The sequence below is a fragment of the Fictibacillus nanhaiensis genome, assembly GCF_049537595.1.
GTDB lineage: Bacteria > Bacillota > Bacilli > Bacillales > Fictibacillaceae > Fictibacillus > Fictibacillus nanhaiensis_F.
Window position 1 is genome coordinate 1,979,501 of sequence record NZ_JBMULM010000001.1, and the last position, 14,166, is coordinate 1,993,666.

Consider the following 14,166-nt stretch of genomic DNA (forward strand, 5'->3'; position numbering starts at 1 on the left):
ACCCTTTTAAGTCTCTCGTACTTAGTTAAAAGGTGTTTTATGCGGCTGTGTCGTTATCGTTTGTTTTGAACATTTTGTTTATGAGATCTTTGTCATTCTCTCGCCCTGGGAGCACCAAGTTTAAGACGATACCGATAAGCGTTGCTAATGCCATACCTGCAATCTCAAAGTTTGCATTAATCTTTAATGCTGCTCCACCAATTCCTGTTACCAAGATCACGGATGAGATGATCAAGTTTCTTTTGTTTCCAAAATCGATATTGTTGTCTACTAACATGCGTAAACCTGATGAAGCGATGATTCCGAATAATAGGATGGATACCCCTCCCATGACGGCTGTAGGAATCGTACTGATCAACGCTGTTACTTTTCCAGAGAATCCGAACAGAATGGCCGTTACCGCTGCTCCTCCGATCACGAAGACGGAATAGACGCGCGTGATCGCTAACACTCCTATATTTTCCCCATACGTAGTTACCGGAGGACCTCCGATTAATGAACCGATGATTACACCCATTCCATCGCCTAAGATCGAACGATGAAGACCTGGCTTTTCAATAAAGTTTCGCCCGACTACTTTTGAAAGCACGAGCTGATGTCCGATATGTTCTGCTATCGTAACCGCAGCCACTGGCATCATGATCATTGCGATGCTCCACGTAAAGTCAGGTGTATAGTTTACAAAAGGTACGAAGAAATCTGGAGCTTGAATCCATTTTGCTTCTGCTACTTTTGAAAAATCTACGATTCCTCTGAAGTATGCAAAGGCAAAGCCTGCTATGATTCCGATCAGAATCGGGATAATTCCTAAAATTCCTCTGAAGAAGATCGAGCAAACGATGGTTACTCCGAGAGTAAATAAGGCTACCGTAAAGTGCATCAAGCTATATTTTTCTGTTGCCGGATCGTTCATCGCCATGCCCACTGCTACATTTGCTAATCCTAAACCGATTACGATGATAACCGGACCTACTACTACAGGTGGCAACACTCTCATCAGCCACTTAAAACCGAATCCTTTGATCAAAAGAGCTACCACTCCGTAGACTAAACCCGCTAAAAAGCTTCCGAGCATGGCTGCTTCTGGCCCTCCAAAAGCTTTTACCGTTAAGATCGGTGTAATAAAGGCAAAACTTGATCCAAGATAAGCAGGAATTTGTCCTTTTGTTACTAAAAGATAAGCTAGCGTTGCAAGTCCACTTGATACGAGTGCCACACCTGGGTGAAGACCTACTAAGAATGGTACTAGCACTGTAGCACCAAACATGGCGAATAAGTGCTGCAAGCTCAACGTTAACCACTGAACCGGTGATGGTTTATCATGTACATCTAAAATCGCTTTTGTTTGGTTTTCCATATTATTGACCTCCTGATTGGTAACACTTATTTTTGCAAAGGATGTAGAGTTTTCAGCTCTTTGCAATAAAAAAACCTCTTCTGCTTTTTGCAAAAGAGGCCGCGGAGGCACAAGTGTACACGAATCGTGCCACTTGATATGTACCTCCCTTGCCAGCCTCTCTGGACTGAATTTAAAGGGACTTATTTAGTTGTTGAGATTGATACTTCATCGAAACCATCTACTTCTATTAAAGAAGCGGAGATGATTTCTTCACTCGATGTTGGAACATTCTTCCCAACATAATCCGCTCGAATCGGAAGCTCTCTATGTCCTCTGTCAATGAGAACCGCAAGCTGTATATTAGAAGCTCGTCCAAGATCCATGATGGCATCCATTCCAGCTCTTACTGTTCTTCCTGTGTAAAGCACATCATCTACTAGGATAATCTTTTTGTCTGTCACTTCAACCGGAATATCCGTTCCTTTTACTTCAGGTTCAGAATTATCCGTTTTGATCTTAAGATCATCTCGGTACAATGTGATATCAATGACACCTACTGAAACAGCGTTCCCTTCAATCTGTTCGATACGTTCAGCTAGGCGCTTTGCAAGAAATTCCCCACGGGTCTTTATGCCAGCTAATACGATGTCTGTAACTCCTTTATTTCGCTCGATAATCTCATGCGCGATCCGAGTAAGTGCTCTTCTGATTGCTTGGTCATCCATTAATACAGTTTTTGACATAAACTAACCCTCCTTTTAGAACTTGTTGCCTTTAACCGTTAGTTCCAAAAAAAAAATCCTCCCGTCACGCATGACGAGAGGATAGAGAAATCCTAAATAAGAATTCTCATAAAAAACGTTTCCTTCTCAGCCTCACGGGACTAAAGTTAAAGGACTATTTAAGTTATATTGATTATGACAAACCCTTAAACGTTTGTCAACTTCTTTTCTCTAACAGATCTAATAGTTCATTCATATCATCAGGAATTTCTCGTTCAAATTCCATATATTCACCCGTACTAGGATGATCAAACCCTAGAGTTTGTGCATGAAGCGCTTGACCTTCAATTTGAAGTGTCTTTGAAGGACCATACTTCGGATCTCCGGCTAATGGGAATCCAATATATTTCATATGAACACGAATTTGGTGTGTACGCCCTGTTTCTAGCTGACATTCCACAAACGTGTAATTCGTAAATCGTTTGATCACATTAAAATGTGTAACAGCATCTCGGCTGTTTTCATCGGTTACGGTCATTTTTTGACGATCACTTTTGTCTCTTCCGATTGGAGCATCGATCGTACCTTGGTCATGTGGCATTACTCCATGAACGATTGCTTTATAAACACGAGTTGTTGTTTTTGCTTTAAGCTGATCAACCAGCGATTCATGTGCCTTATCATTTTTTGCAACCATCAATAGACCAGAAGTGTCTTTATCGATACGGTGAACAATTCCTGGACGAAGTACACCATTTATTCCAGAAAGGTCTTTACAATGTGCCATTAGACCGTTTACTAGTGTTCCACTATAATGCCCAGGTGCGGGGTGAACGACCATCCCGCGTGGCTTATTTACCACAAGCACATCAGAATCTTCATACACGATGTCCAGATTCATCTCTTCTGGTACAACATCTAATACTTCAGGTTCTGGAATATCAATCTCGATGAGATCTCCAGCTACACATTTATAATTAGACTTCACGGGTTTTCCTTCTAACAATACGATCTTATCCTTGATCCAGTTTTGAATCTGTGAACGTGACCAATCATCCTGTACATCAGATAAAACTTTATCAATACGGTTTCCTGCTTGTTCAGGAGTTACCGCATATTCAAATTTGTTCATTTTCTGGCTCCTTCTTTTTGCTTTCCATAAAACTTTGAATAAAAATCAAACCAACACCTACAACGAGTGCTGAGTCAGCCACATTAAAAATCGGGAAGTCATAGCTGCCGATGTAAACATTTAGAAAATCAACAACTTCACCGCGAAGCAAACGGTCAGTAAAGTTTCCAACAGCTCCACCTAATACTAAAGCAAGTGCTGTTTTGAGCAATGTATCATGTGCGTGCTTTTGTAGATAATAAACGATTGCCCCTAAAACTATTACCGTTACAACAATAAAAAAGTATCGCTGATCTTGCAAAATACCGAATGCAGCCCCCCTGTTTCGGTGAGAGGTTATGTAGAATACTTGATCAATAACAGGAATAGATTGCCCTAATTCCATATTCTTTACGATTAGCCACTTTGTCACTTGGTCGATTATCAAGATGAGCAAAGCTACAAGATAATAAAACAATAGAACTCCTCCGATACAGAAATTAATGTCTTTATGAATTGTAGCACAGCCATCGGACGTTCTACAATTTAATTTGTGTCTAACATCAATGAAGTACACTATAACAAACAAAAATCCCGCAAAATGCGGGATTAAATAGTTTGAGTTAACTTTGATGCTCTTGTAAGTAGTTGATCTCCGTTTCAGGTTGCTTCGCTTTCCGCGGGGCGACCGGTGAGCCCCTTGACGCTACGCTCGTCCCGCAGGAGTCTCGCACCTTACACTCCGATCAACTTTCAAAGAAGAAAAACAAAGTACAAAAACTTTTATAGATTTATCTGTTTAAAAAACTGATGCTTTTAAGCGTAGTGCTTTTCAACGATCTCTGCGCAGCTTGCACAAAGCGTTGGATGGCTCTCGTTCTGTCCAACATCTTCCGAAACAACCCAGCAGCGTTCGCATGTTTCACCTTCTGCAGAGCTAACTGAAACAGCGACATGCTCATACACACCAGCCGATTCAGGAGCTTCTGACTTCACTCCTCCAACTTCAGCTTTAGAAACGATAAATAACTTATTCAAGTCTTCTACAGACTCAAGCCAAGGTTTTAAAGCTTCGGTCGGATAAAGAGTGATTGAAGCAGTTAGTGACTTACCAATTGTTTTTTGGCTTCTTGCTTCTTCAAGTGCTTTTAATACTTCATCACGAACATCCATGAATACATCCCAGTCTTTTTCAAGCTTTTCAGTACCTTGGTAGTTCTGCACTTCTGGCATTGTTGTTAATTGTACGCTCACTTCTTCAGCGCCCGGAATGTATTCCCATACTTCATCAGCTGTATGAGAAAGAACAGGAGCAGAAAGCTTAGTAAGTGCCATTAGTGATTGATAAAGCACAGTTTGGATGCTGCGGCGTTTATGATCGTCTTCTGCTTGAATATATAAAGTATCTTTTGCCATATCTAGATAGAACGAACTTAACTCAATCGTACAGAAGTTGTGAATCGTATTATATACCGTGATAAACTGATATTCTTCGTAAGCTTTTTTAACTTTAGCTACTACTTTATCAAGTTTAACCATCATGTATTTTTCAAGATCTGGCATATCTTCAAATTTTACAGAATGCTGTTTCGGATCAAATCCATGCAAGTTACCTAACAAGAAACGAAGTGTATTTCTGATTTTACGGTATACTTCAGCAACTTGTTTTAAGATGTCGTCTGATACACGTACGTCTGATTGATAATCAACAGACGATACCCATAAACGGATGATATCTGCACCTAGCTGCTTCATCACCTTGATCGGATCTAATGTATTACCGATTGACTTACTCATCTTACGTCCTTCTCCATCTAGAACGAAACCATGGCTCAAGACAGCTTTGTAAGGAGCTTTACCAGTGATTGCAACAGATGTAGAAAGAGAAGAGTTAAACCATCCACGATATTGGTCAGATCCTTCAAGATAAAGATCTGCAGGTCTTACTAAATTCTCTCTCTCTTCAAGAACACCCCAGTGAGATGTACCCGAATCAAACCAAACGTCCATGATATCTGTCTCTTTAGAGAATCGGCCATTCGGGCTATGAGGAGAAGTAAATCCTTCCGGAAGTAAATCTTTTGCTTCTCTTTCAAACCAAATGTTTGATCCATGCTCTCTGAACAATTCTACAACGTGACTAATTGTTTCTTCTGTAAGAATTGCTTCACCATCTTCGCCGTAAAAGACTGGAATTGGAACACCCCAAGCTCTTTGACGAGAGATACACCAGTCTTCACGGTCTTTGATCATGTTGTGTAAACGTGTTTCACCCCAAGTTGGAACCCAGTTAACTTCTTCAATCGCACGAAGCATATCTTCACGGATTCCTTTAATCGAAGCAAACCATTGAGCAGTTGCACGGAAGATTACCGGTTTTTTCGTTCTCCAATCATGCGGATAAGAGTGTGTGATAAATGAAAGCTTTAGTAGAGCACCCTTTTCTTGTAATTGTTCAGTAATCGGCTTATTCGCTTCATCATAGAACAATCCTTCAAATCCAGGTGCTTCTTTCGTCATAACACCTCTGTCATCAACAGGACACAATACTTCTAATCCGTATTTTTTCCCTACTAAAAAGTCATCTTCACCGTGACCAGGAGCTGTATGAACACAACCAGTACCTGCATCCGTCGTAACATGGTCGCCAAGCATGACTAGTGAATCACGGTCATATAAAGGATGACTAGCTACAGCATGCTCAATGTCAGCACCTTTAAAGCGTTTTACTACTTCAACTTGATCCCACTCAAATTCTTTCGTTAGTGATTCTAATAGTGCTTCAGCAACAACATATTTTCCATTTTCCGTTTGAACAGAAACATAATCTAATTCTGGATGAACAGAGATTCCTAAGTTTGCAGGAATCGTCCATGGAGTCGTTGTCCAGATTACAAGTTTTTCATCTGTATCAAGAACACCTTTTCCATCCTTTACATCAAATGCAACATAGATAGAAGCTGAACGTTTATCTTGGTACTCGATCTCTGCTTCTGCTAATGCAGATTCTGATGAAGGAGACCAATATACGGGTTTTAAACCTTTGTAGATCAGATCTCTTTTGGCCATTTCGCCAAATACTTCGATCTGTCGAGCTTCGTAACCTTTATCTAACGTGATATATGGGTTTTCCCAATCTCCACGAACACCTAGACGTTTAAACTGCTCACGTTGATGATCGACTTGTTTCAGCGCATACTCTTCACAAAGCTTACGGAACTCTGCAACTGTTAGTTCTTTGCGTTTTACTTTTCCGCTTTTTGTTAGTGCTGTTTCGATCGGCAGCCCGTGAGTATCCCAACCAGGAACGTAAGGAGCATAGTGACCTGTCATCGATTTAAAGCGCACGATGATATCTTTTAAAATTTTATTCTCTGCGTGTCCGATGTGGATATCACCATTGGCATACGGTGGTCCATCATGCAGGATAAACGGAGGTAAATCCTTCGTATTTTCTAACACCAAATTGTAGATGTCTAGTTCTTTCCACTTGTCTTGAACAACAGGTTCTCTTTGAGGAAGATTTCCTCGCATCGGGAACTCTGTTTTCGGCATTAATAACGTGTCTTTATAATTCATCATCTTTCCTCCTTCATTACGATAAAACGTGACAGATGACCAAAAGTACCATGTAAAAACAAAAAAACCTTCTCGCCCCTACTGCTTGCTAACAGTAGGGACGAGAAGGTTATCCCGCGGTACCACCCTAATAGGTTCGTATAAAAACACGAAACCCGCTTAGTCATCCGTAGCGTGGATGAAGCGCCTGAACTTACTGCTTTTTTCAGTCCAAGAACTCAAGGGTGATCTTCGAATACTTCTCTATACTAGGCTCGCACCATTTCCTAGATCGCTTGAATAGATAAAAGTAATTTACTGTCCCCGTCTTCGTCACATATTAATCTTAGAAAAGTATATGCGATTTTTCAAAGTAATGTCAAGCTTACGACTTTACTTCTTGAAGTTCATAGCCTTCAAGATTATCTGGTGCATTCAAAGAATCCCAGTCATCGTTCTTTAACATTTCAAGTTGAGCTTCGATCAACATTTTGAAACGCGTTCGGTAAACAGAAGACTGTTTCTTTAATTCATCGATTTCCATTGAGATCTTTCGAGATTTAGATAGCGACTCGTTAATGATTCGATCCGCATTTTTTTCAGCTTCTTTAACAATTAAACGAGCTTCTTTATTTGCTGTTCGTTTTACTTCTTCCCCTGTTTCCTGAGCAATCAGAATTGACTTATTCAGAGTTTCCTCAATGTTTTTGAAATAAGAGATCTTTTCTTCAAGGTTCGCTACCGTTTCCTCTAGTTCTTTCTTTTCTCGGATCACTGTTTCATAATCTTTGATGACTTGATCTAAAAAGTCATTCACTTCATCTTCACTATACCCTCTGAAACCTCTTGTGAATTCTTTGTTATGAATATCCAGTGGTGTTAAAGGCACAACGGCCACCTCCATTGATGCATTATTTTTTACCTAATTTCGACAAATTTTCCGTCATTCCTTCTATTTAAGGAAATTATTTTAAAAGTCCGTAACGGATACGCCACTTTTCTTTCTTGGTCGTTCCCTCGATCGCGATGAGTTTACTCCTGCCGAATCCTCTTACTGAGAGCTCATCACCTTCCATCATTTCAGTTGAAACATGCTCAACGATCTTATGATTGAGCTTAACCCGACCTCCTTGAATCAAAGGGGATGCTTTTGCACGTGAAAGGTTGTACACTTCAGCGACAACCACATCTAGTCTTAGTGAAGATACGGTCCCGCTCTTTTCGTTATATTCAATCTTTACTTCTGCTAGTTCATCTTCTTGAATAGTATGTAACGTAATACCCGTCTTACCGACTTTCGTTAAGTTCAATTCAATAAATCCAGAGATCTCAGATGCACAAATGAATTGAACACGATCTCCTGAAATTAAAATATCACCATACTTCCCTCTTTTAACACCGATGTTCATTAAAGCACCTAAAACATCTCGGTGTTCAATCGTAGAGAATTTAGCAGGATACTGAATGTTATAACATACTAATTGAAAATCTTCGTTCTGAGCTTCAAAATAATCCGGATAGATCAATGCTCTCTTCCGTTCAGAAAAAGAAGAGCCTCCCCATAAAGAGAGGCGGACTTCTGTATCGTTACCAACGATGGTTTTTACGATTTCCTGTTCTCTCGGATCAAGAAAGTCCGTCAATCTCGGACTATATCTCTCGAGCACCTCCGACTTCCAGTGCAAGACCCGATCCACAAATTCATGCTCTTCTGGTCTGTAATGCTGATAGATACTCATATTTATCTCCTAAAGTGAGCGAGCTATCATCTGTGCGATCGCCGATACACCAAAACGAGCAAAGTGCAGTGCCATTAAAGCTACGATTGGTGAAAGATCAATCATGCCAAGTGGCGGAATAATCTTTCGAAAAGGAGATAGATATGGTTCAACGAGTCTAGCGATCACTTGACCGATGGATGACTCACGAGCGTTTGGAAACCAAGATAATAGTATGTACCCGATAATCATGTAGTAGTAGATCTGAATAAGAGTTAGTACTACGTCTTCAACTGCATAGATCATATTCAATAATTTTCACCTGCCTGATTTAATCTTCTTCCATCATTTCTGAAATCGTTCCGGAAACATCAACATTTTCAGGAGTACATAAAAATGTATTCGGCCCTAGCTTTTGTATGTCACCACCGATTGCATAAACAGTCCCTGATAAGAAGTCTACGATTCTTTTTGCTTGATCATGCGGAATTCTTTGTAAATTCATAACAACAGCTCGCCGATTCTTTAATTGATCTGCGATATCTTGAGCTTCTGCATATACACGAGGTTCTACAAGAACAACTTTAACTTGTTGTTGAATACTTTGAAGACTTACAACGTTCGGTTTCCCTTTTTTTGTATGGGAAGGTGTGATTTCTTCTTCTTCAGGCATCGATTCTTCCTCAAATTCCTCTTCATACTCATAATCGTCTTCCAGATCAAAAAATCGCTTGAATTTTGTTTTAATTCCCATCTGTACCACCTCCTAAAATTCTTTTCCTACTAAACTCGTCCCTATTCTAATAAATGTTGCACCTTCTTCAACAGCAATTGAAAAATCGTTAGACATTCCCATAGATAGTTCAGTACATGGAGCATGAACCATTTTTTGTTTCTGTATTTCCAATTGAAGTTGCTTTAATGTAGAAAACACGTTTCTGATTAAGGATTCATCATCAGTAAAAGGTGCCATAGTCATAAGTCCGACAACCTTAATACGATCGTAGTCTTTTAATTTATCGACAAAAGCGACCACATCTTTTACTGGCAAACCATGTTTGGAATCTTCTTCTGCTACGTTAACTTGTACAAAGCAAGAAATGGTCTTTTCTGCTCTTTTTTGAATCTCACTCGCTAAGCTTAAACGGTCTAATGAATGGATATAATCCACATGCTCGATCACATCTTTTACTTTTCTAGTTTGCAGAGTTCCGATAAAGTGCCATTTAACTGACGTGTCTTTCAAAAATTCTTTTTTGGATAGCAGTCCTTCTATCCTGTTTTCACCAATATGTTCAATACCTGCTGAAACAGCCGCTCTCGTTGTTTCATTACTTACATATTTCGTCACAGCGATCAAATTAACGCCCTTTAAAGATCTGTTTTTTTTCTCGCATGCTTTTTGAATTTCATTTAATATATGTTCTTTGTTTTCTTTGATACCCAATTTCTTGATTAATCCCCTTTCCTGCCTATATAACTCATCATTCTTCCCGTCTTGCCTCTGTCTTTACGATGTGAAAAGAACACGTCATTTTGACAGCTCGTACATTGATCTGAAACGATAATATTTTCAGGTAGTACTCCAGCTCTTAAGAGAAGGATTTCATTTAGTTTTTTCAAGTTTAATTGATACTTTCCTGCTGCATTCTTCTTATAAACGGTGTCTTCTGTATCTCCACCTAATGCTACATTTACTTCATTAATTACTCGATCATCTACCTCATAACAGCAATGCCCTATTGAAGGACCAATTGCGGCTAATACCGCGTTAACGTCAACATTCTCTTTATCTTGCCAAGTTTTGATCATTGCTGGACCGATTTTTGCAACTGTGCCTTTCCATCCCGCGTGTGCGAGTCCGATCAAGTTATCGTTCGGCGAAAAAAAATAGAGAGGTACACAGTCCGCATACAGTGACGTTAAAAGGATGTTTTCATCTGATGTATATAATCCATCTGCATCAGGAATTGCCGTATCAAAATCTAAAGAACCTGCTCCTCTGTCTTCTTTAGATACCTTTACAATATTTTCAGCATGAACTTGTTTAGAACCTACCCAATTTTCAACCGGAAAACGGATGTCATCTGAAAATAATATGCGGTTTTCCCGAACCGTATCTGGATCATCATTCACATGAAAACCCATGTTCATAGAATGAAAGGGCATTGTACTATTCCCGCCTTCACGTGTTGTGAAACCAGCAATAACCTTAGAATTTATCTTATGCCAGGTCTGTATTGCAAGATGCTTTCCAGATCGTTCAAATGTGTTCATAAGTATGTACTCCTCCTGGAAAGTTTTATCTTTATTTTACCACAATTTAAAGCCAGAAAGAAAAAAGAACCGTTTATTTCAATTGATCAAACGGTTCTTTAACATATTCATTTAATTCGCTAGCTTCCATATGTCTTACAAGAATAACATCTGCACCGATCTTAACAATATTTCGCCAAGGTATCACGATGTCGTTCTCTCTTGCAAAAAAACCAAGCATCTTTCCAGCACCAGGGATGATGATCGCATCTATCTTTCCTGTATTTAAGTTGATTTCAAGATCAGCTATATGACCGAGCTTTTTTCCATTTGCTACGTTAACCACATCTTTCACTTGAAAATCTGATATTTTATTCATCTACGATTCCCGCCTTTCTTCTTTCAGTATATGAAGGACAAAGCTATTTCATGTTTCTGTCCAAAAATAAAAAAAAACCCGTGAATACGGGTTTTAGCTGCTTTGGATGTTTTTATTCATCTGTGAGATTGCTGCTTTTTCAAGTCTCGATACTTGCGCCTGTGAAATTCCGATCTCATCGGCGACTTCCATTTGCGTTTTTCCTTGAAAGAAACGCATCGTTAAGATCATCTTTTCTCTATCATTCAAGCGGCGCATTCCTTCTTTTAAAGCAATCTCCTCAATCCACTGCATGTCTTTTGCTTTATCATCGCTGATTTGATCCATTACAAATATCGGATCACCACCATCATTGTAGATCGGTTCAAATAGTGAAACTGGATCTTGAATGGCATCAAGTGCAAAGACAACTTCTTCTTTTGGTACATCTAGAGCTTCTGCAATCTGTTGTGCCGTTGGCTCCCGAGATAGTTTGTTCATAAGCTGATCTCGAACTTGCAGTGCTTTATATGCGATATCCCTTAAGCTTCTGGAAACTCTTATTGGGTTATTGTCTCGAAGATATCGGCGAATCTCACCAATAATCATCGGAACTGCATAGGTTGAAAACTTAACATTCTGACCTAGATCAAAATTGTCTATGGACTTCATCAGCCCGATACACCCTACTTGAAATAAATCATCTACATGCTCTCCGCGGTTGTTGAACCGTTGAATGACACTCAGAACGAGCCTGAGGTTTCCGTTAACCAAAGTTTCGCGTGCATCAGGATCACCTTTATGCATCTTATCAAAAAGAATACGCATCTCTGGATTTTTTAAAACAGGAAGCTTTGATGTGTCAACTCCGCAAATCTCAACTTTATTTCTTGTCAAGTCTTTTCCCTCCTGCCGGGAGCTAATTTCAAATTAAGTATCACCGAACGGAGGGAAATTTATGCAATTGTTATTTTACAGAAAACGGTAAGAACTGATCAAAAGCTATATTCAATATGTGTTAAACCATTTTATTAAATTCTTTTTGAAGTCTCTTTATGATCCGCTTTTCCAGTCTTGAAATATAAGACTGAGAAATTCCGAGCATATCTGCTACATCTTTTTGTGTTTTTTCTTCGCCTCCCGAAAGACCGAAGCGAAGTTCCATGATCTGTTTTTCACGATCGTTTAAAGTAAATAGTGCTTTTAATAAAAGTTTACGATCTACATTTGCCTCAATTCTGCGCGTTATAATGTCATCTTCTGTCCCAAGAACATCAGATAGCAAAAGTTCGTTCCCATCCCAATCCACATTTAACGGTTCATCAAACGAAACTTCTGACCGGGTCTTGTTGTTACGGCGTAAATACATCAAGATCTCGTTCTCAATACATCTTGATGCATAGGTCGCGAGCTTGATCTTTTTTTCTGGATTGAACGTGTTTACTGCTTTTATAAGGCCGATCGTTCCGATACTGATTAAATCTTCAATGTTGATCCCTGTGTTCTCAAACTTTCGTGCAATGTATACGACTAAACGAAGGTTTCTTTCGATCAAAAGAGATTTGGCAGCCTGGTCACCAGAAGGAAGCTTTTCAAGCAGAACCGCTTCTTCTTCTTTACTAAGCGGAGGGGGTAAAGCTTCATTTCCACCAATATAATAAATCTCATCTGACTTCAGCCCCAACTTGAATAGTAACTTATACCAGTACATCGTCATTTTTAAACGCCACTTATTAAACATGTTAACTCCCCTTTCACATTATCTTCTTAAAATTCTTTCACGTATCGCTTTGTTAGGACGCTTGTACATGTTGCAGGTACATCTTTGGATGAACGATAGCATCAAACTGACCTTCGCTAGATAATACTGTCCAACTCAAACCTATGAGACACTGCGGGGATGCTATCGATACTCCATCCTTTTCTATTTCTACGGCATCTGGTTTTAAACAAGCTAAAAACTGTTGATGTCCTACTGCACGGTAAGGTACGATTCGAAGTCTGTTCAGCCATGGTTGCTCATTGTCATCTGTATTCATTGCAAGAACGTCTTTGGCAGCATTTCGAATGATCTCCGGAAAAGAATCACCGTGTTTGTTCATATCAAGGATCATGACAGGCATTTTAGAAATAGGATCGTATAATTTATTACCGGTATCAATAAGTCCATTTGCAGAGATCAAAATCTGGTCTATTTTGATAGTAACTTTGACAAGACTGTTGGAATCCATTTTTTCCACAGAAATATCATCTACTCTTTTCTTTGAAAAGTACCAAAGAAGAGGAACACCTGCTACTACAAACAGCCAGCTGATCGGGTCACCCATTCCTGAACTTTTTGTCGTGATAACACCATTCATAATCACAGCATCACTTTGCATAAAATAATGAAGACCGAAAATACCTCCACCCGTCACAAAAGAAACAAAATAAAACATGGCAAGATTTTTCATGACAAACTTGAAACGCTTAAAGCCAAACGCCACAATCATAATAAAAATGGATAGGATAAATTTCATGATTGGCTGTGAAAATAACATTAGTTCTGGAAAGATTACTAAAAACACATAACTTGATGCTAATAAAGAAGCAGATAGGATTCTCTTTTTCGATGCATTGCGCTTGAGCACATACGCTGTCAGAGAGATTAGAACATAATCAATGCAGAAATTAAGAAACCAAATGACATCCAAATAAAGGGTCATTGGTTTTCTCCTTTCTTAAATTTGAAATCAGTATAACGTATAGGTTGTTTGAAAGTCTGTCAGTTTATGAGAGAAGTAAAGTTCTTATTTTCTCTATTTTTGTCAAAATAACTTATATGTTAGATATACGCTTTTCGGACAAGAATATGACAAAAAACTGTATGCTTTTACATTGTTGTTCATGAAGGAGGTTAATTTCCGATGCAGACTCGCTTTCCGCAGGGTGTGCGGTGAGCCCATTCGCCGCTTTGCGTCATTGAACGGTCTCACCTGTCCCACTCATCCTGCAGGAGTCTCGCCCTTCCTCTCCAATTAACTACTCATTGAAGCATTTTTCAAAAACTATTGATAGCAACAATCTTCTTCTCAAAAATGCCTCTAGTACTTTAGAAAAGCTGT

Annotated in this window: 15 protein-coding genes and 1 other annotated feature; all 15 genes read right to left on the minus strand. The window is 39.2% G+C overall.

Going from position 1 to position 14,166, the window contains the following annotated elements; translation table 11 throughout:
- Positions 1–37: 37 nt before the first annotated feature.
- The 15 genes from ACOZ9X_RS09945 to spoIIGA all read right to left on the minus strand — a co-directional run bounded on the left by ACOZ9X_RS09945 (position 38) and on the right by spoIIGA (position 13,767).
- A complete protein-coding gene (locus tag ACOZ9X_RS09945) occupies positions 38–1,357 on the minus strand; it encodes a solute carrier family 23 protein (RefSeq protein ID WP_423418011.1) in 1,320 nt (439 codons plus the stop codon).
- Positions 1,358–1,539: 182 nt separating this feature from the next.
- Positions 1,540–2,082, minus strand: coding sequence for a bifunctional pyr operon transcriptional regulator/uracil phosphoribosyltransferase PyrR (gene pyrR, locus ACOZ9X_RS09950; protein ID WP_066393489.1), 543 nt, complete (start codon positions 2,080–2,082; stop codon positions 1,540–1,542).
- A gap of 196 nt (positions 2,083–2,278) precedes the next feature.
- On the minus strand, positions 2,279–3,193 hold the full coding sequence (locus ACOZ9X_RS09955) for an RluA family pseudouridine synthase (protein WP_423418012.1): 915 nt from the start codon (positions 3,191–3,193) through the stop codon (positions 2,279–2,281).
- Positions 3,180–3,665: a signal peptidase II gene (gene lspA, locus ACOZ9X_RS09960; RefSeq protein WP_423418265.1), complete on the minus strand. Its 486-nt coding sequence runs from the start codon at positions 3,663–3,665 to the stop codon at positions 3,180–3,182. Before lspA ends, ACOZ9X_RS09955 begins: the two co-directional genes overlap by 14 nt.
- Positions 3,666–3,988: 323 nt before the next feature.
- Positions 3,989–6,751 (minus strand): isoleucine--tRNA ligase, encoded by a 2,763-nt coding sequence (gene ileS / locus ACOZ9X_RS09965; RefSeq protein WP_423418266.1) that lies wholly within the window; start codon positions 6,749–6,751, stop codon positions 3,989–3,991.
- 93 nt (positions 6,752–6,844) lie between these two features.
- Positions 6,845–7,070: a binding site (T-box leader), on the minus strand.
- A gap of 45 nt (positions 7,071–7,115) precedes the next feature.
- Positions 7,116–7,619 (minus strand): DivIVA domain-containing protein, encoded by a 504-nt coding sequence (locus ACOZ9X_RS09970; RefSeq protein ID WP_191753676.1) that lies wholly within the window; start codon positions 7,617–7,619, stop codon positions 7,116–7,118.
- 76 nt (positions 7,620–7,695) lie between these two features.
- On the minus strand, positions 7,696–8,469 hold the full coding sequence (locus ACOZ9X_RS09975; RefSeq protein ID WP_423418013.1) for an RNA-binding protein: 774 nt from the start codon (positions 8,467–8,469) through the stop codon (positions 7,696–7,698).
- 9 nt (positions 8,470–8,478) lie between these two features.
- Positions 8,479–8,754, minus strand: a complete 276-nt coding sequence (locus tag ACOZ9X_RS09980) for a YggT family protein (protein WP_225218836.1) — start codon at positions 8,752–8,754, stop codon at positions 8,479–8,481.
- A gap of 25 nt (positions 8,755–8,779) precedes the next feature.
- Entirely contained in the window at positions 8,780–9,202 is a 423-nt protein-coding gene (locus ACOZ9X_RS09985; protein WP_423418014.1) for a cell division protein SepF, read from the minus strand.
- Between the two features lie 12 nt (positions 9,203–9,214).
- On the minus strand, positions 9,215–9,895 hold the full coding sequence (locus ACOZ9X_RS09990; RefSeq protein ID WP_423418015.1) for a YggS family pyridoxal phosphate-dependent enzyme: 681 nt from the start codon (positions 9,893–9,895) through the stop codon (positions 9,215–9,217).
- Positions 9,896–9,903: 8 nt separating this feature from the next.
- Positions 9,904–10,725 carry a peptidoglycan editing factor PgeF gene (pgeF, locus tag ACOZ9X_RS09995; protein ID WP_423418016.1) on the minus strand — a complete coding sequence of 274 codons (822 nt, stop codon included), beginning with the start codon at positions 10,723–10,725 and terminating at the stop codon, positions 9,904–9,906.
- A gap of 73 nt (positions 10,726–10,798) precedes the next feature.
- A complete protein-coding gene (locus ACOZ9X_RS10000) occupies positions 10,799–11,083 on the minus strand; it encodes a YlmC/YmxH family sporulation protein (RefSeq protein WP_066289211.1) in 285 nt (94 codons plus the stop codon).
- A 93-nt stretch (positions 11,084–11,176) separates the two neighbouring features.
- Positions 11,177–11,959: an RNA polymerase sporulation sigma factor SigG gene (gene sigG, locus ACOZ9X_RS10005; protein ID WP_066240567.1), complete on the minus strand. Its 783-nt coding sequence runs from the start codon at positions 11,957–11,959 to the stop codon at positions 11,177–11,179.
- A 121-nt stretch (positions 11,960–12,080) separates the two neighbouring features.
- A complete protein-coding gene (gene sigE, locus ACOZ9X_RS10010; RefSeq protein ID WP_137789730.1) occupies positions 12,081–12,803 on the minus strand; it encodes an RNA polymerase sporulation sigma factor SigE in 723 nt (240 codons plus the stop codon).
- A gap of 52 nt (positions 12,804–12,855) precedes the next feature.
- Complete coding sequence (spoIIGA, locus tag ACOZ9X_RS10015; RefSeq protein WP_423418017.1) at positions 12,856–13,767, minus strand: sigma-E processing peptidase SpoIIGA; 912 nt, start codon at positions 13,765–13,767, stop codon at positions 12,856–12,858.
- Positions 13,768–14,166 lie beyond the last annotated feature (399 nt).